Source organism: Devosia faecipullorum (assembly GCF_015158295.1).
GTDB classification, from domain to species: domain Bacteria; phylum Pseudomonadota; class Alphaproteobacteria; order Rhizobiales; family Devosiaceae; genus Devosia; species Devosia faecipullorum.
This window is the reverse complement of record NZ_JACDXV010000001.1, coordinates 900,541-920,397: the sequence shown is the minus strand read 5'-3', so window position 1 is coordinate 920,397 and position 19,857 is coordinate 900,541. Positions and strand designations below refer to the sequence as shown.

Annotated in this window: 23 protein-coding genes; 13 read left to right on the top strand and 10 right to left on the bottom strand. The window is 60.9% G+C overall.

The features are described from left to right. The 3 genes from H0482_RS04565 to H0482_RS04555 all read left to right on the top strand — a co-directional run bounded on the left by H0482_RS04565 (position 1) and on the right by H0482_RS04555 (position 886). Positions 1–282 (top strand): DUF2442 domain-containing protein, encoded by a 282-nt coding sequence (locus H0482_RS04565; RefSeq protein WP_193728810.1) that lies wholly within the window; start codon positions 1–3, stop codon positions 280–282. 21 nt (positions 283–303) lie between these two features. Next, positions 304–591: an HlyU family transcriptional regulator gene (locus H0482_RS04560; protein ID WP_193728809.1), complete on the top strand. Its 288-nt coding sequence runs from the start codon at positions 304–306 to the stop codon at positions 589–591. 73 nt (positions 592–664) lie between these two features. Continuing rightward, positions 665–886 carry a hypothetical protein gene (locus tag H0482_RS04555; RefSeq protein ID WP_193728808.1) on the top strand — a complete coding sequence of 74 codons (222 nt, stop codon included), beginning with the start codon at positions 665–667 and terminating at the stop codon, positions 884–886. Positions 887–944: 58 nt separating this feature from the next. On the opposite strand, the gene H0482_RS04550 is transcribed toward H0482_RS04555, so the two are convergent. From H0482_RS04550 to H0482_RS04540, 3 genes are all read right to left on the bottom strand, one after another. After that, entirely contained in the window at positions 945–2,639 is a 1,695-nt protein-coding gene (locus H0482_RS04550; RefSeq protein WP_193728807.1) for a methyl-accepting chemotaxis protein, read from the bottom strand. Further along, positions 2,636–2,881 carry a hypothetical protein gene (locus tag H0482_RS04545; RefSeq protein ID WP_193728806.1) on the bottom strand — a complete coding sequence of 82 codons (246 nt, stop codon included), beginning with the start codon at positions 2,879–2,881 and terminating at the stop codon, positions 2,636–2,638. Before H0482_RS04545 ends, H0482_RS04550 begins: the two co-directional genes overlap by 4 nt. A gap of 204 nt (positions 2,882–3,085) precedes the next feature. Continuing rightward, positions 3,086–4,123: an LLM class flavin-dependent oxidoreductase gene (locus H0482_RS04540; RefSeq protein ID WP_193728805.1), complete on the bottom strand. Its 1,038-nt coding sequence runs from the start codon at positions 4,121–4,123 to the stop codon at positions 3,086–3,088. A gap of 164 nt (positions 4,124–4,287) precedes the next feature. On the opposite strand from H0482_RS04540, the gene H0482_RS04535 reads away from it, so the two are divergent. Both H0482_RS04535 and H0482_RS04530 read left to right on the top strand, forming a co-directional pair. Then, positions 4,288–4,482: a hypothetical protein gene (locus tag H0482_RS04535; protein WP_193728804.1), complete on the top strand. Its 195-nt coding sequence runs from the start codon at positions 4,288–4,290 to the stop codon at positions 4,480–4,482. Continuing rightward, on the top strand, positions 4,404–5,039 hold the full coding sequence (locus tag H0482_RS04530) for a carbonic anhydrase (RefSeq protein WP_193729091.1): 636 nt from the start codon (positions 4,404–4,406) through the stop codon (positions 5,037–5,039). Before H0482_RS04535 ends, H0482_RS04530 begins: the two co-directional genes overlap by 79 nt. A gap of 30 nt (positions 5,040–5,069) precedes the next feature. Here the strand turns inward: H0482_RS04530 and H0482_RS04525 are convergent, their stop codons facing one another. Beyond that, complete coding sequence (locus H0482_RS04525) at positions 5,070–5,756, bottom strand: tellurite resistance TerB family protein (protein ID WP_193728803.1); 687 nt, start codon at positions 5,754–5,756, stop codon at positions 5,070–5,072. 91 nt (positions 5,757–5,847) lie between these two features. On the opposite strand from H0482_RS04525, the gene H0482_RS04520 reads away from it, so the two are divergent. Further along, positions 5,848–6,468: a GyrI-like domain-containing protein gene (locus H0482_RS04520; RefSeq protein ID WP_193728802.1), complete on the top strand. Its 621-nt coding sequence runs from the start codon at positions 5,848–5,850 to the stop codon at positions 6,466–6,468. 68 nt (positions 6,469–6,536) lie between these two features. Here H0482_RS04520 and H0482_RS04515 read toward each other — a convergent pair whose 3' ends face one another. Both H0482_RS04515 and H0482_RS04510 read right to left on the bottom strand, forming a co-directional pair. Next, a complete protein-coding gene (locus tag H0482_RS04515; protein ID WP_193728801.1) occupies positions 6,537–7,145 on the bottom strand; it encodes a hypothetical protein in 609 nt (202 codons plus the stop codon). Between the two features lie 37 nt (positions 7,146–7,182). Next, the gene (locus H0482_RS04510) at positions 7,183–9,351 is read right to left on the bottom strand and encodes an OmpA family protein (protein ID WP_193728800.1); all 2,169 of its coding nucleotides are present in this window, start codon (positions 9,349–9,351) and stop codon (positions 7,183–7,185) included. Between the two features lie 256 nt (positions 9,352–9,607). Between H0482_RS04510 and H0482_RS04505 the strand changes: the two genes are divergently transcribed. Further along, positions 9,608–10,027 carry a secondary thiamine-phosphate synthase enzyme YjbQ gene (locus H0482_RS04505; protein ID WP_193728799.1) on the top strand — a complete coding sequence of 140 codons (420 nt, stop codon included), beginning with the start codon at positions 9,608–9,610 and terminating at the stop codon, positions 10,025–10,027. 2 nt (positions 10,028–10,029) lie between these two features. Then, complete coding sequence (locus H0482_RS04500) at positions 10,030–10,860, top strand: sulfite exporter TauE/SafE family protein (RefSeq protein WP_193728798.1); 831 nt, start codon at positions 10,030–10,032, stop codon at positions 10,858–10,860. A 209-nt stretch (positions 10,861–11,069) separates the two neighbouring features. On the opposite strand, the gene H0482_RS04495 is transcribed toward H0482_RS04500, so the two are convergent. After that, entirely contained in the window at positions 11,070–11,786 is a 717-nt protein-coding gene (locus H0482_RS04495; protein WP_193728797.1) for an SIMPL domain-containing protein, read from the bottom strand. A 177-nt stretch (positions 11,787–11,963) separates the two neighbouring features. On the opposite strand from H0482_RS04495, the gene H0482_RS04490 reads away from it, so the two are divergent. Together H0482_RS04490 and H0482_RS04485 are read left to right on the top strand one after the other, a co-directional pair. Then, positions 11,964–13,115, top strand: coding sequence for a fumarylacetoacetate hydrolase family protein (locus H0482_RS04490; protein WP_193728796.1), 1,152 nt, complete (start codon positions 11,964–11,966; stop codon positions 13,113–13,115). Positions 13,116–13,159: 44 nt separating this feature from the next. Next, positions 13,160–14,599: an aldehyde dehydrogenase family protein gene (locus tag H0482_RS04485; protein ID WP_193728795.1), complete on the top strand. Its 1,440-nt coding sequence runs from the start codon at positions 13,160–13,162 to the stop codon at positions 14,597–14,599. A gap of 65 nt (positions 14,600–14,664) precedes the next feature. Here the strand turns inward: H0482_RS04485 and H0482_RS04480 are convergent, their stop codons facing one another. Both H0482_RS04480 and H0482_RS04475 read right to left on the bottom strand, forming a co-directional pair. Next, the gene (locus H0482_RS04480) at positions 14,665–15,087 is read right to left on the bottom strand and encodes a DMT family transporter (RefSeq protein ID WP_193728794.1); all 423 of its coding nucleotides are present in this window, start codon (positions 15,085–15,087) and stop codon (positions 14,665–14,667) included. Positions 15,088–15,090: 3 nt separating this feature from the next. Further along, complete coding sequence (locus tag H0482_RS04475; protein ID WP_193728793.1) at positions 15,091–15,576, bottom strand: DMT family transporter; 486 nt, start codon at positions 15,574–15,576, stop codon at positions 15,091–15,093. 167 nt (positions 15,577–15,743) lie between these two features. Here H0482_RS04475 and H0482_RS16870 point away from each other — a divergent pair, with 167 nt between their 5' ends. From H0482_RS16870 to H0482_RS04460, 3 genes are all read left to right on the top strand, one after another. Further along, a complete protein-coding gene (locus tag H0482_RS16870) occupies positions 15,744–16,877 on the top strand; it encodes a helix-turn-helix transcriptional regulator (protein WP_193728792.1) in 1,134 nt (377 codons plus the stop codon). Positions 16,878–17,234: 357 nt separating this feature from the next. Continuing rightward, positions 17,235–18,221 carry an OmpA family protein gene (locus H0482_RS04465; protein ID WP_193728791.1) on the top strand — a complete coding sequence of 329 codons (987 nt, stop codon included), beginning with the start codon at positions 17,235–17,237 and terminating at the stop codon, positions 18,219–18,221. Between the two features lie 106 nt (positions 18,222–18,327). Then, positions 18,328–18,915, top strand: coding sequence for an SH3 domain-containing protein (locus tag H0482_RS04460; protein ID WP_193728790.1), 588 nt, complete (start codon positions 18,328–18,330; stop codon positions 18,913–18,915). 196 nt (positions 18,916–19,111) lie between these two features. On the opposite strand, the gene phoB is transcribed toward H0482_RS04460, so the two are convergent. Then, entirely contained in the window at positions 19,112–19,813 is a 702-nt protein-coding gene (phoB, locus tag H0482_RS04455; RefSeq protein ID WP_193728789.1) for a phosphate regulon transcriptional regulator PhoB, read from the bottom strand. Positions 19,814–19,857: the final 44 nt, after the last annotated feature.

Here is a 19,857-nt window from a genome sequence, read left to right as displayed (position 1 = left end):
ATGGTGGCTCCGCTCAAGCTGGTTTCGATCCGGGCGGCGATTCCGTTCAAGCTGGTGGTAGCGTTTACCGACGGTACCTCCGGCACTTTCAACGCCGCGCCCATGTTGGCGCAACGCGGGGAGGGCACGGAGCCGTTGCGGGATCGGGCCTATTTCGCCAAGGTGGCCCTCGCCAATGGAGTGCCAACCTGGCCGAACTATTTTGACATCTCACCGCTTTGGTTGCAGGAGGAGATGGACAGGAATGGCGTTCTGGAGCGACCTCGCCCGACGCGCCGGTAATCAAGCAAGCGGAGGCAAGCCATGTCGTTCTTCAAGAAGCTGTTCGGCGGGTCCGACAGTGCCGTTCCGGCCGGTGACAAGGTGCTGGGCGAGGAAGGCTACAAGGGCTTCGTCATCAAGGCCATCGAGATGAAGGCCGGCAGCGAATTGCAGCTTGCGGGCGTGATCGAGAAGGATGTCGGCGGCGAAGTGAAGACCTATCGCTTTATCCGCGCCGACCGCATGAGTTCGCTGGACGACCTTATTCCGCTGGCCCTCAGCAAGGGCCGCCAGATCGTGGACGAGCAGGGCGAGTCTATTTTCCGCTAAGCTCGAACATTTTTCGCATGTGATGACCGCGAGCCGCCCCGGCTCGCGGTCATGTTTTGAAAGGACCATCAAAATGGCCAGGAAGCCAACCGCCCGCTCTGAATTCGTGATGTTCGACGTCGTTTATGAGGATGGCTCGCAGCGCTCCAACCGCAAGGTCGATGCGAGCCTGCTTGGCGGCCTTGATGGAGATGATCCCGCGCGCACAGCCATCATGGACCAGGATCGCGCCATTTCGGAAAAATCCGGCATTCCGCCCCTGGCGATCAAGTCGATCAAGCGTTCTGCCAAATAAGTCGGGCAGGACGGGGATGCAGTGCCCCGTCCGCCACAAGTTGTAATTCGCGCTGGTGTCATGCCGCCCGCGTAGAGGCGCCCCGATGCGCTGGGGCCACCCGGAAGACGCCGACGATTTCATCCAGATTGATTGCCTGGCTTTGGGCCTGAGCAGTGGCAGCGTTGGTTTCCTCGGCCAGCGCGGCATTATGCTGGGTGATTTCATCGATGCGCCGCACGGCGCTATTGACCTCGACCAGGGCGTGGTTCTGGTCGGTGACGGCCTCGACAATGCCCTGCATCATGGCATTGCTGGCGCGGGCCGCTTCGGCAATCTGGGTCAAGGTATCGGCTGCGCGCCCAACCAGGCGTGAGCCTTCTCCCACCTGGCTGGTGGCCTGCTCGATTAGCGCCTTGATGTCGGCAGACGCCTCGGCGGCTGATTGCGCCAGGCGCCGCACTTCGACGGCAACCACGGCAAAGCCCTTGCCGGCCTCTCCTGCGCGGGCGGCTTCTACCGAGGCATTGAGCGCGAGCAGGTTGGTCTGGAAGGCGATGTCGTCGATCAGCCCGATAATGCCGGAGATCTGTTCGGAGGACTTGCCGATACGCATCATGGCGTCGGTGGCGTCCACCATCACCAGGCCACCGGTTTCTGCGGTGCTGACCACCCGCGCTGTCGCGGCGCTCACCTCGTCGGCGCGCTCGGCATTGTTGCGCACGGCGTGGGCGAGCGTTTCTATGGAACCGGAGGTTTCCCGCACAGCGCTGGCCTGCTGGGCGGTACGACGGGACAGGTTGTCGGCCCCGGTCAGCAATTCTCCCGTCGCGTGGGCCAGATTGGTGGAAGCGGCGCGAATGGCGTTAACCACCTCCGCGAGGCGATTGGCGACAGTGTTGGTATCCTGCTTGAGGCGAGCGAATGCGCCGCGATAATTGCCCTCGACCCGGCGGGTCAGATCCTGCGCCGACAATGCCGCCATGACCGAACCAGTTTCGCTGAGTCCGCCTTCGATATTTTCTACCAGCATGTTGATCGAGCGTGCCAGCTCGTTGAGATCTTTCTCGGCAAAGCTGGTGGGAGCGCGGCGGCTGAAATCGCCATCAAGCGCGGCGGTGACGACGCTGCCGAACTGGTCACGCAGTTCCGCCAGGGTGCGACTGCGCTCTTCGAGCCGCAGCACTTCGCCTTCCTCAACCTCGCGGGCCAGATTGCGCGATTGCTCGGCGTGGTTCTCGGCCTGCTCGGATTGCTCGCGGGCGATATCGAGCAGCTTGAACGTATTGACCATGAGCCAGATGAGGCCGGCTGCCTCGATCACCAGAATGATGGCGTGGAGCAGGATGCGCGGCAGGCCGCCGCCGCCATAAAATACCATTTCCGGAAGCATCATGCCGATGCCCAGATGATGGACGGCAACGAAGGCGGTGCCGATCAGGATTGCGCGCACGTCATAGAGCAGGGCGCTGATCGCCAGCGCGGCGAAAAAGGCCATGTGCAGGTCAGTCTGCCAGGGTGTTCCGGTGGAGGCTGCCAGCGTGGCTGCAATGCCGCTCATCAGGATGGTCACCGAGAGATAGCGGAAGGCGGGGGTCTTCCGTAGGAATGGATAGCTCGTCAACAGTGTGACAATGCCGGCCAGGGCGATGAAGCCCGGCGTAGCGAGCTTTTGCTGCGTGATGAAGTCGGTGATGATTGCCGCAAGGCCGGCAATGAGCGCGAGCCCCGAGACCAGCAAGGTGGCAATGGTGCGGATATGGGCGAAGGTCATTTAGTATTTCCGGAAAAGATCAGGGGTGCGCAAAGGCCATTTGCTGCAAGGAAGAATATTGCGCCCATTTCCTGCACGCGGCGCTGGAAGCCGGTATCATTGGTGTGAGCGACGATAATGTTGGGAATGCGCGTTGGGGCGACAAAGGCGCCACCAGCATCGCGCACAATGGCCCAGGCCGTTTCTTCAGTCGTAAATGGGGGGAAGATTACGGCCATCTCCCCGGTTTCCGGCGCGCGCATCGGGGCCGCCAGCGCCACAGCCGAAAACGTGGCAAACAGGAATGCCGGCAGGAATTGGGTCCAGCCGAAAGACGACTTTTCTCTTGAACGCTGGAGGCTTGCCTGAGAAATTTTTGTAACCTTCCAGCGGCGTTGATAGGCCGGATGACTACGAGAACGTCGTTAATTAAAATCTAATTCCACATTGGAATTGCCGGGGTCTGGTCATGACAGTGCCTTGTCGATGGCCGGTTTCACCACCGTTCCATAAAGTTCGATGGCTTTCATGACTTTGTCATGGGGCAGGGTGCCAACGCTCAATTGCAGACCGAAACGGTCATGGCCGAACCATTCGTGTTGCATGAGAATCTTGTCGACCACTTCCTGAGGCGACCCCATGTAATAGGCGCCTTCAGGCGTGGTCCCGGCCTCGAATTGCACCCGCGTGGTTGCGGGCCAGCCGCGTTCGGCGCCGATGCGGCTCATGGCGGCGCTATGGGCCGGGAAGGCGATGTCGCGGGCGTCCTGGCTGTCCTGGGCGATGAAGCCGTGACCGGATATGCCGAGCTTGAGCGTGGCGCCGTCATGGCCGCTCCTGGCGCCGGTCTGGCGATAAAGCTCGGTCAGGGGCTGGAACTGGCGCGGACGGCCGCCAATGATGGCGATCATCAGCGGCAGGCCGTAATAAGCGGCGCGGGCGACGGAATTGGGTGTTCCGCCCACCGCAATCCAGAGCGGAAGTGGCGACTGGATCGGCTTGGGAAAAATTTCGAGGCCCGGAATGGGCTTCGTGTGCTTGCTGCCCGGCCAGCTCACCTTGCCGCCTTGGCGGATACTGAGCAGCATTTCGAGTTTTTCTTCGAACAGGTCGTCGTAATCGTTGAGATCGAGGCCGAAGAGAGGGAAGCTTTCGATGAAGGAACCACGGCCGGCCATGATTTCGGCGCGGCCATTGCTGATCAGGTCCAGCGTGGCAAATTGCTGCCAGACACGGACGGGATCGTCAGAACTCAGCACCGTTACCGCGGTGGAGAGGCGGATGGATTTCGTGCGCGCCGCGGCGGCGGCCAGGATGGTGACCGGGGCGGAAGCGACGTAGTCGGCCCGGTGATGTTCGCCCAGACCGTAGAAGGCCAGGCCCAACTGATCGGCCAGCTCGATTTCTTCAAGCAGGTCTCTCAAGCGCTCGGCAGGTGATTGCACCCGATTGCCGCCTAGCGGGTCGGGTGTGTTCTCGGCGAAGGAATAAAGTCCCAATTCCATGGCAGTCTCCTTGCGCGAACATTTGGACGCCGGTCGGCACGGCTTCAAGAGCGCACAGGATTGCGCCTGTCTTGGCGGCGGAGCGGCAATGAATATTTAAAGATGTGCAAGGAAGCTAACCTCGCTGCGATAGGCGGCGTTCACATCGCTTGGGGCTCGCGATCATGAAAATGCGAAATATCGGCTCGCTGGCTGTCTTCGGGATTTTGGCCGTATCGGCGGTCGCGGCGGATGAAACCTGGACCTATGACGGCGAGGCCGCCCTGATCGATGGGGCGACCTGGCCTCGGCTTTCGAGCTTTGCACGCTCGGCGCGGAACAATCGCCGATCGATCTGGTGCGTGACGCCGCGATTGTGACGGCTGGACGGTCGATCGATATCGTCTGGACCCCCTTTGTCCCTGAAATTGTAGACAATGGGCACAGTCTGCAGGTCAATGCCCGGGGCGAGGGTGGGTTCGCCGCGCTAGATGGCGTGCGGTATGACTTGCTGCAATTTCATTTCCACCATCAGTCCGAGCACACCATCGATGGCGCGCGCAGCCCGCTGGAGGTGCATTTCGTGCATCAGTCTGATGCGGGTGATTTGCTGGTGCTTGGCGTGATGATGCAGGCGGGGGAGAAAAACCCGGTCTTTGCCGAGGTTCTGGCCGCGTGGCCCGAAACGACCGGCTCGTTCATCGCCGGAACTGATCTGCTCAATGCATCGGGTCTTTTGCCGGCCGAGGCAGCCGCGTTCCACTATCAAGGATCGCTGACCACGCCGCCCTGTTCGCAAGTTGCCTTCTGGAATGTGTTCGCGCAGCCCATTGAGGTTTCCGAGGCGCAGATTGCCGCCTTTGCCGCCCGTTATTCCAACAATTCACGGCCCTTGCAGCCGCTCAATCGGCGCTTCGTGCTGTTGACGGGGCAATGAGGGCGGCTCCCTTTCGGGAGCCGACCCATTTTAGAGATTATTCTGGTTGGGCGTATAGGCCCAGGACGGGGTCGGGCTTGCCGCTGGATGCGGTGCCTTTTCGCCTGCCGCCCTGTGGATTTCCGCCACCAGGGCCGGATCGAGCTTCAGCTTGCCGGCCAGCGCCTCGAGATAGGCCTGTTCTGAGGCAGTATCGGCGCTGATGGCGACAAGGGAGGCCGCGTAAATCTCGGCAGCGTGTTCGGGCGTGTCGGCGCGGGCCACGACCGCATTGATGTCGAGCGGGGTCGACAATTCATCGAAGACCCAGGCTTTTTCCTCGGCGGACAGCGGCATGGTTTTCAGCCGCTCGAAAATGGCTTCCTTTTCTTCGGCGTCGATCCGGCCATCGGCCTTGGCGGCGGCGATCATGGCACGGACCAAAGTCTTGCCCAATTCCTCATGTGCCGCGCCGTCGGTTGCGGAGGGGATGAAGGCGTCTTCGCTGAGGCCTGGGCCGTTACCAGTCTGGTTTTGCTGATAATTCTGCCATGCCTTGTAGGCGAGGCCGCCGACGGCGGCCAGGGCGCCGGCCTTGACGGCATTGCCCAGCAGCTTGCCCGGCTTGCCGCCGGAAAGTAGCATGCCTGCGGCAAGGCCGGCTGCGCCGCTCATGGCGTTGCGCTGCGCGTTCTGGTCTGTCTGCAGGGTCTTGAGAATTTGGTCGATATTGAACATGGCGGCTCCCGTGGATTGCGGTCGAAGATGGGGATCGGCTAAGATTTTCGCAACGGCGATGACTAAAAAGTAGGGCGGATCGGGGACGGATATGAAAAAATTCGACGTCCGCAAGACGATGAAGGCGCTATACGCCCCCAAAAATCGGGAATTCGCGCCAATCGTCGTGCCGGCAATTCGTTTCGCCATGATCGACGGCGCCGGCGACCCCAACACCCACCCTGACTACGCACGCGCCGTGCAATGGCTTTACACCTTGAGCTATTCGGCCAAGTTCGCGGTGAAGGCATCCCGTGCCATTGACTACGTCGTGCCGCCGCTCGAGGGGCTCTGGTATTCCGAAAATCCCGGAGATTTCGTCGCGCGGCGCAAGGATAAATGGCGCTGGACCGCGATGATCATGTTGCCTGAATGGGTGGACGAGGAGATTGAGGACGCTGCGTGGGCCAAGGCCGCAGGAAAATTGGGCGCGACGCCGGAAAGCCTGCGTGTGGCGGTTCTAGAGGAAGGGCTGTGTCTGCAGGCGCTGCATATTGGCAGATACGACGATGAGGGCCCGGTTCTTGTCTATCTTCATGATCGACTGATGCCGGAAATGGGGTTCGATTTCGCTGGGCCACATCATGAAATTTATCTCAGCGATCCGCGCAGGACCGCGCCGGAGAAACTGCGAACCATCCTCAGACAGAAGGTTCGACCGCTCATCAAATAGAAAGACCCCGGTGGGAAGCCGGGGCCTTCGGAGGCCATACCGGGAGAGGCAGGCCTCAGGGACGACTTTTAGGCGCCCGGTGCGGCGGCCGGAGCAGCCGGTTCAGCGGCTGGAGCTGCCGGAATATCCGTGGCAGCGGGGGCTTCGGCCGGAACCGGAGCGGCATCAATCGCCGGAGCTTCGGTCATCGGGGCAACTTCGGGTGCCATCGGAGTTTCCGTCATTGGGGCGGGGGCCGGAGCCGAGGCGGGATCGGTCGCTGGAGCGGTCACCGCCGGGGCGCCATTCACATCAACGGTAGTGGTAGGGCCGGAATTGGCCGAAAAGACCAGATAGCCGATTGCCAGCAGGGCCAGCGCAACAATGATGCCGACGAACCAGCCAGTACCATTGCTCTCGCGGGTATAGACGGTCCGATTGCCGTCATTGCTATAAACATTATCGCGTTCGGGGGTAGCCATCATGCGCTCCTTTGTTTCAACGCTGGCTAAAAAACGCGAGGGACCGGGGAATTGTTCCCGATATTGTGATTCCACTGTGGATGCGTAATTTTCTAAGAAATTCTTTATGTTCGACAATAACTTAGATTTGTTTCCGGGCGAGGTCCTCCTGCTTGGATTGCGGCTTTTCCAAGGAATTTGTGTTTGCAGTGCAGCGCAACGCAAAAGGCCGGGCATTGCGCCCGGCCTCCGCCTTTTGTCATTGTTGAACCGTCTATCGGCTGGCGACGGTGATCAGCGGAGTGATGCGGCGAATGGTGACACGACGATTTTCGCGTTCCGCCGCTTCGGTGCGGATCTTGAGATAGCGTTCGCCATAGCCCTGTGTTGCCAGATTTTCCGGCGGCACCCCGTAGAAGTCGGACAGGACGCGAGCCACGGTCGCGGCGCGCAAGTCCGACAGGCGCAGGTTGGAAATATCGGACCCCACCGCGTCTGTATGACCTTCGATCAGGAAGGTTTCGTTGGGATTGCGATCCAGAAGGGCCAGCATGGCGTTGGCGACGCCTGACAGGGCCCGGACCTGATCGCGACCGATAGTGGCAGCGCCGGTATCAAATGTGAGATTGCCCACTTCCAGCTTGCGCACGCTGTCCCGCAGGCGGGCTGAGCGCTTGACCTCGTCAATGGAATAGAGGCGTGCGACCTGTTCCACCGGCGGCTGGGCAAAGAACTGCTCCAATTGCCGGTCATCGGCATAGCGGGCATCCAGAACATAGTCACGCACCGGAATGTTCAGCCGCAGCGGCGGCAGGTCGAGGCCAGGATCGCGCCAGGTATCGAGCTGGTTGCCATAGCGGTCGTCGAAATAGGCCAGCACGTATTCACGTCCATTGGGGTCGATGCGCGAGCGGCGGAGAATATCACCATTGCGGTTGCGGATGGTGACGATCTGAGTGCCGTCGGGGCGGGTAATCACCTCGCGGACGCGGCCATTGGAGAGGTTTTCGTAGAAAATCTCGTCCTGCTGCGGATTGTAGAAGCGGTCGGTGTCCTGGCCGATCGAATTGACGATCAACTGCGTGCCGACCTGCAGGATCACCTGGGCGATCATGTCACCGGTATTGGTCTGCACGACGGGAGCTTCCACCACGGTGACATTGTTCTGCTGGCCAATGTTGTTCTGCGTCACATTGGTCGAATTATCGACATTGGTGACCGTGTTGGTGACGTTGTTGGTGATGTTGTTGATGTAATTGTTGATGACGGTCTGGTTGATTGTGGTGTTCGTCGTAGCCGTAATCTCGGTGCCCTGTTCCGCCGTGACGGCTGCAACAGGCTCGACCGCGAGGGTCCGAATTGCTTCCGATTGGGCCTGTTCGTCGCTGGCCGGGGGCGGTGCGGGAGGGGTCTCCGGCGCGGCCACCGCTTCGGTGGTCTCTGCAGCCGGAAGGACCTCTTCATCCTTGACGCTGTCAAGCACGGGAGCGATCTGCTCGGCAGTCACGCCCTTGGGCAATTCGACGATGGGCTCGGCAATCTCGCCTTCGGAGGTCACCTCTTCAAGCGGCGCAGGCTGATCTACGGCGGGCTGCTCAAGGACAGGCTGTTCGACGGCAGGCTGTTCTACCGGCGCGGCAGGCTGGTCGATTGCCGGCATGGCCGGCAGTTCGAGGCCATATTGCGCAAGGCAGGCAGCAATGTCCGTCTGGCCCAGTTCGGCACAGAGCGCAGCGATCCCGTCGCGAGCCGCGGCCATTTCGGTTCGTGCCGCATCGGCATCGCCGCCTGCGAGCAGGTCAAAGACGGCATTCTCATAAAGCGTCACCTGCTCGTCCAGCAAACCGGCATAGTCTCGCGTCGGGGCGGCCGGCTGCTCGATGGCAGGCTGCTGCGCGGCAGGTTCTTGCACTGCCGGTTCTTCCACTGCGGGCTCGGGCTCAGGTGCAGCAGGTGCCTCCACAACCGGTTCGGGCGCAGGCGGCTCTGGCTGCGGTTGAGGTGCAGGTGCTTCAACAGCGGGTTCAGGCTGTGGTGCAGGCGCCTCGACTACCGGCGCGGGTGCCGGTTCCGGCGCAGGTGTCGGTTCGGGCTGGGGTGCGGGTTCAGGCGCCGGAGCAGGCTCTGGCGGAGGGGCCGGCTCTTCGATGATGGGCTCGGGCTCAGGCTGCGGCTCTGGCTCCGATACCGGCGCGGGGGCAGGGGCGGCAATGGCGTTCAAGGCAGCGATACACTCATCGAGGCTGGAAAAACCGCCCACGATACACAATTCGGTCAATTCGGCCCGCGCTGCTTCGAGCGCTGCAGCATCCCCGGACGCCTGCGCGGCGATATAGGCGCCGTAGGCCGATTGCAATTCGGCGTCTTGGGCCAGTGCCAAGAGCGGCGCAAAGGCCATGAAGCCGATGCTGGTTCCGGTGAGCAGCCAGGTCTTGAGGCGCATATTCTTGATTCCTTTGTGTTTGGCACACTTCTGTCGAGCATCGTGGGTGTTTCCTGAACCCACCCTGAATGGACAAGGGGGCGTCAGTGAATACGCCCGTTTGGCCCCGCACAGCCCGAACGCCGGGCTTTCCTCATGGTTCCCATCGCGCTGTCCCGACGGAAATGGCCGGGTCATTGGGGCGGGAATTGGGCAATGGACGGATTGGGCGGAGACGGTCTCCCAATCCAAGTCTCAAACATGGTAGTGCGTATTCATGCAGCAGGCTATCGACACCATCGTCACGCAGACGGAAGGGCAGGGGTTTTATGATCTCACCCACGCGCTGCGGAGCTTTGTCGCCCAGTCCGGACTGAATACGGGGCTGTTGACCGCCTATGTCCGGCACACGTCCTGTTCGCTGCTGATTCAGGAAAATGCCGATCCGGACGTGCAGGCGGACCTGTTGGGATTTTTTCGGCGCCTGGTGCCCGAGGGCATGGACTGGGTGGCGCATGCGAATGAGGGGCCGGACGACATGCCGGCCCATATCAAGGCGGCGCTGACCCAGACTTCCATAGGCATTCCCGTCAGCGGCTCGCGGCCGGTTCTGGGCACTTGGCAAGGCCTCTACCTGTTCGAGCATCGGCACCAGCGGCACCGGCGTGAAATCGTGCTGCACATTATTGGAGACTGAATATGGATTGGGGACTGGTCGCCAGCTATTGGCCGTTCGCGCTGGCCATGGGGATCACGGGCGTACTGTCGGGTGTAGCCGCGGGGTTGTTGGGCATCGGTGGTGGGGCAGTCATCGTGCCGGCACTCGCCAACAGCCTGCTGCTGATGGGCTATGATCCTGCCGTGGTGCAGCACGTGGCGGTAGGCACATCGCTGGCCATCATCATTCCCACTGGCATCATGAGCGCCCGGGCGCATCACAAGCGCGGCGCGCTCGACGTCGGCGTCTTGAAGCTCTGGGTGCCCTTCATCGTCGCCGGAACCTTCATCGGCGGTTTGCTGGCGGGCTGGTTTTCAGGAGACCTGCTGCGCATCGTCTTCGCGGTGCTTGCCTTCCTCATCGCGGCGAACATCATTTTTTCGTTTCAGACCAAGCTGATGGGCCACCTCAAGGATGTCGCCTGGGTGCACCGGCTGTCGGCTTTCGTTGTCGGCTATCTGTCTTCGCTGATGGGCATTGGCGGCGGCTCGCTGACCGTGCCGACGCTGCTCGCCTTCGGGCGGACCATGCACAATGCTGTCGGGACATCTGCGGCGATCGGGGTGGCCATTGCCGTTTCCGGCACGGCAGGATTTCTGATTTCCGGCTGGGGCGCTGCCGACCTGCCGCCTGGCAGCGTCGGGTTCATCAATCTGCCGGCCCTCGCGCTTGTCGGCATATTGGCCGCCATCTTCGCGCCGGCCGGTGCGGCGCTGGCGCATCGACTCGATCAGAAAACGCTCAAATACGTCTTCGCGGCCTTCCTAACTGTCGTGGGCACCAACATGCTGTGGACGGTGTTGCAGGGATAGACTTTCCTCTGCCGACGGACTTGCGCCGGGAAGGGTTGGTGGGGACGGAGTTGACTACGGTGGAACCGTCCCCACCGCCCAAGCCCCCTGCATGAGGGGATCCGGGAACACGAAGGCAGGAGGAGGACTCGCCCTGCCTTCATGTAACAACGAGCCAATGGCCGATCTGGTTTGGCCAAAACAAGGCAGGCCAGCCGATCAATTGTGGATTAGTTCTTTGTGTTGTCCAAATCCCACTCCACGTTGACCGTGATGGCGAAGCTCAATTCGCCTGCCTCCACCGGAACAGCTGAGGCGGCCTGAACTTCGGCGCGCGCATACATCGGATAAGGCTGAGGACCGTTGAAATCCTGGCGTTCCGTGATCGATTCAAGCTCCCCCAATTCCGCGCCGGCGACGCTGGCGTAAAGCTCGGCCTTGGCGCGAGCATCGGCAAAGGCGGATTTGCGCGCTTCATTGAGCAGTTCGGAAGGATCGGCGATGGAGAAAGATACGCCATTGATGGTATTTGCGCCGACGGTGACGGATTTGTCGAGAATGGCGCCCAGATCTTCAAGATCGCGCACCACTACGGTCACCGAGTTGGACACCTGATAGCCATTGATACGCGGCGGCAGGGAATAGCCGAGCTCGTCGCGAGCATCGGAATAGACGTAGTTCGGATTGACCGAAAAGCCGGAGGTCTGGATGTCGCGCGCCTCGATGCCGGCATCCTTGAGGGCGGCGATCAATTCGGTCATGGCGCCGGTATTGGCGTCGAGCGCCTCGCGTGCCGTTGCGCCCTGGGTGGTGACGCCGGAATTGATGGTCGCCATGTCCGGCGCCGCCCGCACTTCGCCCCGGCCCTCGATGGCGATAGTGCCGGCATAGGCAGGCAGGGCAGTGGCAAGCAGAGCGAAGGGGACGAGAGCGCTGAGGTAAGGCATGGCAAACTCCTTTGGTTTTTGCGCGGGGGAGGATTCCCGAGCCAATGCGTCGATATTGCGGCGCAGATGAACCGGACTTGAACAAGGGACGACGTGGTCGGCCGAAGAACCAAATTGGCCGGGTCTTGCCGGATCGGCCGCGCTGGTCAAAAATGACTGACATGCTAGGGGGCGAAAATGAGCATCGATCACATTCCCGATGGCCTGCTTGTCGGTCGAGCCTGGATTGGTGGATTTGACCATCCGCGCATCGTTACGGTTCGGGAGGGCAAGCTGGTGGATATCACCGCGCGCGGCATGGCGAGCGTGCGGGACGTGGCCGAATCCAGGCGTGCCGCCCAGCATGTGCGCAATGCACCGGGCCGGATTGTAGGCGACATCGACGCGGTGCTCGCCAATGCCTTAGCCGGAAATGCACGGGACGATCTGCCGCGTCTGCTGGTTCCAATCGATCTGCAGGCCATCAAGGCATCTGGCGTCACCTTCGTCGTGTCTCTGCTGGAGCGGGTGATCGAGGAGCAGGCGCGTGGCGATAAATCCCGCGCCGATGCATTGCGCTCGGAAATTCTCGAGCTGATCGGCACAGATCTGTCGCAATTGGTGCCCGGCTCGGACGCCGCCATGAAGGTGAAGACGGCGCTGATCGAAAAAGGCGTGTGGAGCCAGTATCTTGAGGTCGGTATCGGGCCGGACGCGGAAATCTTCACCAAGGGCCAGCCGATGAGCGCTGTCGGCCATGGTGCAGAAGTGGGCCTGCATCCCAGTTCGAGCTGGAACAATCCCGAGCCTGAAGTGGCTCTGCTGGTGACCAGCACAGGCGAAATTATTGGCGCGACGCTGGGCAATGACGTCAATCTGCGCGACATCGAAGGCCGTTCAGCCCTACTGTTGGGCAAGGCGAAGGACAATAATGCGTCAGCGTCGCTGGGGCCGTTCGTGCGGCTTTTCGACGAAGATTTTACGCTGGAAACGGTCAAGCAGGCGGAAATTTCGCTGCGCGTCGTGGGCGACGACGGCTTCGTGCTCGAAGGCCATTCCAACATGGCGGAAATCTCGAGAAGCCCGGAATCGCTGGTTGCCGCGACGATCGGGGCGCATCATCAATATCCCGACGGGCTGGTGCTGTATCTCGGAACCATGTTCGCGCCGGTGCAGGACCGGGACGGCGTGGGCAAGGGCTTTACCCACAAGGTTGGAGACATGGTCTCCATTTCGACACCAAGCCTTGGCACATTGTCCAACCGGGTAAATCTCTCCACCAAATGCGCGCCCTGGACCTATGGCGCCAGTCATCTGCTACGCGACCTGGCGCGCGCCAACCTACTCTGATTTCAGCGCTTTTCTTCTGGGCGCTTACCGACAAAGGCATCGTTATGACTGCATTGCACAAGAACCTGATCGATGGCGAATGGGTGGGCGCGGACGGCGTCGAAAACATCAATCCGTCCAATATCGATGAGGTGGTCGGCGTCTATGCGCGCGCCAGCGTCGAGCAAACTAAGCAGGCAATAGCGGCGGCGAAGGCGGCGTTTCCGGCCTGGTCGCGCTCGGGTATTCTCGAGCGTCATGCAATCCTCTCCAAGACCAGCCAGGAAATTCTGGCGCGCAAGCAGGAATTGGGGGAATTGCTGAGCCGGGAGGAGGGCAAGACGCTGCCGGAAGGCATCGGCGAAGTTACTCGTGCTGCTCAGATTTTTGACTTCTTCGCCGGTGAAGTGCTGCGCCTTGCAGGAGAAGCGCTGCCATCGGTTCGGCCGGGGGTAAGCGTCGAAATTACCCGCGAGCCGCTGGGCGTTATCGGCATTATCACGCCGTGGAATTTTCCCATCGCCATTCCGGCCTGGAAGATCGCGCCGGCGCTGGCCTATGGCAATAGTGTGGTGATCAAGCCGGCGGATCTGGTGCCGGGTTCGACCTGGGCCATTGTCGATATTCTGGTGCGGGCCGGCCTGCCCAAGGGCGTGCTGAACCTCGTCATGGGCAAGGGTTCGGTGGTGGGCCAGACCATGCTCGAAAGCCCCGATATTGCTGGGATTTCCTTTACCGGATCGGTGAGCACCGGCAAGCGGGTGGCGGCGGCTTCGATCGAGCATGGCCGCAAGTTCCAGCTGGAAATGGGCGGCAAGAATCCCACCGTAGTTCTCGACGACGCCGACCTTAAGGTTGCGGTGGAAAGTGTTGCCCAGTCAGCATTTTTCTCTACCGGACAGCGCTGCACGGCGTCGAGCCGGGTGATCGTCACCGAGGGCATTCACGATGCGTTCGTGGACGCGCTCTGCGAGCGGACCCGCAATCTGCGCGTGGGCCATGCCCTTGAAAAAGATACGGAAATTGGCCCTGTGGTCGATCCGAACCAGCTCAAGCAGGACATGGATTATATCGCGATCGGCCGGGACGAGGGTGCGGAGTTGCGGGTGGGGGGGAACCGCGTCAATGCCGAGACGGAAGGCTATTTCCTGCAGCCGGCGCTGTTTACCGGTGCGAACAATCAGATGCGGATAGCGCGGGAGGAAATCTTCGGACCGGTGGCTGCCGTCATCAAGGTGAAGGATTACGAGGAAGCGCTGGCGGTGGCGAATGACACCGATTTCGGCCTAAGTGCTGGAATTGTCACGACTTCCTTGAAACATGCGACGCATTTCAAGCGCAATTCTGAAGCCGGTATGGTGATGGTGAACGTGCCGACCGCCGGGGTGGATTTCCATGTGCCGTTCGGTGGGCGCAAAGGTTCGAGCTATGGGCCGCGCGAACAGGGGCGCTATGCCGCCGAGTTTTTTACCATTGTCAAAACCGCCTATATTTCTGCCGGTTAAGTCGCAAAATCGCGATAAAAATTATCACGGGGCCCACATGGGCCCCGTCTTGGTTAGCGCATTGTTCACTTCTGGCGCTGGGTGAGCGCGACGCCGCCCAGAATGAGGGCGACGCCGAGCGCGCTGGCCCAGAAAGTCATCGGCGCGCCGCGCACCAGATCGAAAATGACCCCCGTCACCATCTGCCCGCCGATGACGAGCAGCGCGGAATTGACCGCGCCGATCCGTGGGATCAGCCACGATCCCGCAGTGACGAAAATGACGCCGAGGGGACCGCCGAAATAGACCCACCAAGGGGCGTCCGTCGCGCCGGGCAGGATCAGGTTGCCGAGAGCGAGGCCGAGAATTGTGAGGAAGGCGAAGCCGACAATGTGATTGAAGAAGGAGGCGATGAGCGGGGTGGTGGAAATGGCCAGGCGGCCATTGAGCTGGCGGCTGAGGCCGACGAGCAGGCCCGCAAATATGGCGTAGGCAACAAAGAGCGTCATGGCTCAGCTCCCCATGCCGATGAAGATGATAAGCAGGCTCCCCGAAACGATGAGTGCCACCGCCGCCGCGTCGCGAAGCGTGAGGCGGCGCTTGGCGAGGCCGAACAGGCCCCATTGATCGGCAGCGAGGCCGAAGACGACCTGACCGGCGAGCCCGAGCGCGAGAGTGCCGGCGAGAGCAAGAGGGGTGTTGACCGTGGTGGAGGTGAGCATGACGGTGGCCGCACCGGAAATGCCGCCAAGATAGGCCCAGAGCGGCGCCTTGTTGCGGATGGCGGCCAAAGCGGGCTTATCGCGGCGCCAGAGCATGGCCAGCACGATAATGGAAGCGACCGTGCCGGTGCCATGCGCCAGCCATGACGAATAGAGCGCGCCGCCATAATGGCCGGCTTCAGCATTGATGAAAACGATGAAGGTGAGCAGACCACCCGAAGCAAAGGCAGCGAGCAGATGCAGCGGCTTGGGGCGTTGCGGCGAAAAGGAGGTCATAGAAATCGACTCGAACAGGAATTTCGTCACGCTATCATGTCTTGTGCGGTGGCACGCCACCATTGGGACGACTGGGGCGAGCGGAGGAATTTGTTGTTCATCAAAGGCTTGTGAGGCGCGCCATAAGCTGAAAAGCTCACCACATCCGCCATTTCAGGTGACTTAATGTGATTTCTCCCGACCGGCTCTCGCATCTGATCGGCCTGATCTATCAATGTGTCCTCGAACCGCCGCGCTGGCCCGAGGTCATGCAATGCATCTGTGATGAATTGAACTTTCGCACTGGCGTGATCAGCATTCTGGCTCTTCCCAGCGGCGAGCCGCTTCTGGCCGCGACGACGGGCTTTGAAGAGCCGTGGCTGGATCGGGTATTTTTCTACGCCAACGAACTGGTCGATCTTTGGGGCGGCGACGAAGTCATTCGACAATTGCCGCTGGATGAACCGGCGGTATTGTCGGTCATCAACCCGGCGGCGCTGGCCGAAGATACGGCCCATCCTTTCCACGAAGCGTTCAACAAGCCGCAAGGTTTTGTCGATGCGCTGGCGATCGGGCTGACGCGCGACAACCAATCCATCGGCACTATCGGATTTAACCGACATGCCGATGCCGGGCTGATCGGCGCGCGGGAAATCGAGATCATGCGGCTGCTGATGCCGCATCTGCAGCGTGCAGCCACGATCAGCCGGGTGCTGGAGGCGCGGTCTATCGCGGCTCGGCAGATCGAGGCGGCTCTGGCCAGTCTGGCAATCCCGGTGGCGCTGGTGGCCAGCGATCTGAGCGTCAGATTCGCCAATCCGGCGCTTACCGATCTTCTGGCGGCGGCCGAGCGCAATCTCGACCTGGTGAACAATCGGCTGAGGCTTCGGTTTGGACCGGCGCAGACGCTGTTGGCGGCCACGCTAAACCGATGTGCAAGCGAAGGGCGGATCGATGGAGAGGCTGCATTCGGCATGCCTATCGGCACACCGCAGGAGCAGATGCAGAGCCTGCATGTGCTGCCATTGCCCCGCGAAGGGCAGGGCGAGCCGATTTTCGCCATCATCCTGTCGCCGGCTTCGGCGGCGCTCGACAATGCCGGGGAGATGGTCGCGTCCCTTTTTGGGCTGACAGAGGCCGAGCGGCGGGTGTTCGGACTGATTGCCAGCGGGCAGGCGGTTGAGGAAACGGCGCGGCGTCTGGGTGTGGCCGAGAGCACGATCAGAACGCATCTGTTGCGGATTTTCGCCAAGACCAATTGTGGCCGTCAGGCGGAGCTAGTGGCTTTGGCAGCTGCCTTCAGGCCCATGGTGAGACATTAGATCTTTTCAGCGTTTAGCAGAAACGTTGAACAGATCTAAGTGTTTGTTTTATCGCGCTTCCGAACCGGAAAACTGATGTGCACTTTTTCTGGAAACGCTCCGGTGCGTTTCAGGTTCTGAAGGAACCGTGATGGCCTCCACCCACGCCATCCTCCGGACCCTCGGGGCGAAGCGACCCCTTGGGCGGGGGCGACATCGCGTCAGGGGTGTTCCATTCGAATGTGAAGCCGCTCAGGCGATGTCATCTGTTTGGTGGACGACTGCGCCGTCGCGCCGATCCAAGAATGTTCAGCAAGGTCTGCCGTCTGTTTGCAGATGGGAGATGGCGGGGAGCCTCAAGCCTTTGGTGAACTCACAATGAAGCCGTTTCTTTCTCTTCTTGTCGCCGCCGCGATGATTTCCGGCGTGCAGGCGCAGGATGGCGCTATACCGGACGCGCTCGATTTTTTCCGGATTGCCAATCCGGAGCCGCAAAATCCCCGCATCGTCGATCTGGACGAAACCTGGCTGATCACCGGCCCGGTGTCTGAATTTTCAAATGATGCCACCAAGGGCGATGGCTGGCAGTTTCTGGAAGGTCAGCTTGTCTTTGCCTATTATCGGTTTGATCCCGGCTCGACCGGTTTGCAGATCCAGCGCGAATATGAAGGCTGGCTGGCCGAAAGCGGGTATGAGGTAAAATTCTCCTGCGCCACCGACCGCGGCAATTGCTTCACCAATACCGGCGCGGAGCCGGGAAATACGCTCGGCATCCTGCTCGACAAGCCAACAAACATGCCCAGCCTCGATGCGCAGAACATGAGCATGGTGCGCAATTATTTCAACAGCGGCGGCGCGCGCTATACCTATGCAGAAAAGACGCTGGATGACGTGGTTGTTCACGTTGCTGTGGCGCTTGCCGACACGCCGGAAAAGGGTGTGATGGCGGTGACCAAGAGCGTGATCACCGGTGGCGGTTCGGGCTTCAGCGGTGCGTCGCGCCTGCTCACGGAATTGCGTGAGAAAAAGACGGTAACGCTCAACAACCTGCTGTTCGATGTGGGCAGCGATATTTTGCTGCCGGAATCGCGCGACCAGATTTTTGAAATCGCCATGATGCTGCGTGAAGACGATAGCCTGAAACTGGAAATTGTCGGGCACACCGATTCAGATGGCGGCGCGGCCTATAATCTCGATCTCTCCAAGCGCCGCGCGGCTTCCGTGGTGCGGGCGCTGGTGGAAGGGTTCGACATCGAGAGCGGTCGCCTGACATCGAGCGGCAAGGGACTCAGCGAGCCTGTCGCCTCCAATAGCAGCGCCGCGGGCAAAGCGCAGAACCGTCGCGTGGAGCTGCGCCTGCAATAGGCCAAGGCTGGCATTTGCCAGCCAGATAGCAGCAGAAATCAGGGATTTTGGCCGGAATGCGCGCTGGGACAAGGTTTCGCGGCATTTCGGCTTTCAGGAGATGATTATGAAACGGCGATTTGCATTGCTCGTTTGTGGCCTGATGGCCAGCTTCTTGCTCGTGGGGCCGTCCTCGGCCGCGAACTTCACAATCAGGTTCGCTGAATACAGTTTTGCGCTTTTCTGGCAGGCTGACCAGAACAGCGACATTGAAGCCAAAGTTCTGCGGAACGATATGGTGCTGGTGCACAAATGCGAAAGGGGGATGTGCTATGTCTCCCACCCGCGGTCGACAAAAACCGGCTATGTGATCGACGCGTTTAGGGCACGGCCTGAACCGTCAGCATTTCCAGACCGACCCACCGAGGGATTTGGCCGTGTCGAGCGTTTTCTGAACATCCGCTCCTTGCCCACTCTAGGTTCAGTTGCTCTGGGCGAGGTCCATGCGGGAGTGCGCGTCAAACGCGACAATTGCAAGGGCGATTATTGCTACGTTTTCATTGAAGGCGGGAACCAGGGCTGGATCGCCAAAAATGGTATCGCCATGGACCGGGTGGTCAATGTCGAGCGCCTTCCGAACGCGGGCGGTCTGGATTCGGTCTGGAAAGGCACACCTCGGGATATCGATTTGCCCAAGGTGAACCTGTTTCCGTAGACCACTTTTTCGTTCAGCTGGATGGCCACCGCCTTTGGCCTGGATGCCGGTCCTGCCCGGCTTGTCACCCTCGGGTCAAGCCCGAGGGTGACGAGAGCGGTGGATGGAGGGCTGTAAAGCCGGTTATGATTGAAAGCCTCGAACGCCCTGCCTGGCCCGACATTCATGGTCGGGCCAGTGCACTTGGCGGCATTGTTCATGCCAGCTGGGCAAATCTCTCGTCGAAGGCATAGCCGGCGCCGCGGACGGTGCGGATGGGATCGGGATCCTTGCCGCGATTGATGGCGCGGCGCAGGCGGCCGATATGGACGTCGACGGTGCGCTCATCGACATATACGTCATTGCCCCAGACGCCATCGAGCAATTGCTCGCGCGAATAGACGCGGCCGGGATTGCACATCAGATATTCCAGCAGGCGATATTCCGTGGGGCCGAGATGAATGTCGCGGCTGGCGCGGCGGACGCGGTGGGTGGTGCGGTCGAGTTCGAGATCGCCGACCTTGAGCGCCTCGGTCACCAGATTGGGATTGGCGCGGCGGAGCAGGGATTGAACGCGGGCGATGAGTTCGGGCACCGAGAACGGCTTGACGATGTAATCGTCGGCGCCGGTGGTGAGACCGCGCACACGCTCTTCCTCCTCGCCGCGCGCCGTCAGCATGATGATTGGCACGCGCGCGGTTTCGGTGCGGGCGCGCAGGCGCCGGCAGAGTTCGATGCCGGAAATCTCGGGCAGCATCCAATCGAGCAGGATCAGGTCGGGCAGTTTTTCGGCAATGGCTTCAAGCGCTTCATCACCGCTTTCGGTGGTGACAACGGCATAGCCCTCGGCCTCGAAATTGTAGCGCAGGAGAATGGCGATATCGGCTTCGTCTTCGACGATGAGAATGGTCGCGGGCATGGATGTGCTCCGTCGGTCGGACTGATGGGTCCGATGTTTGTTTC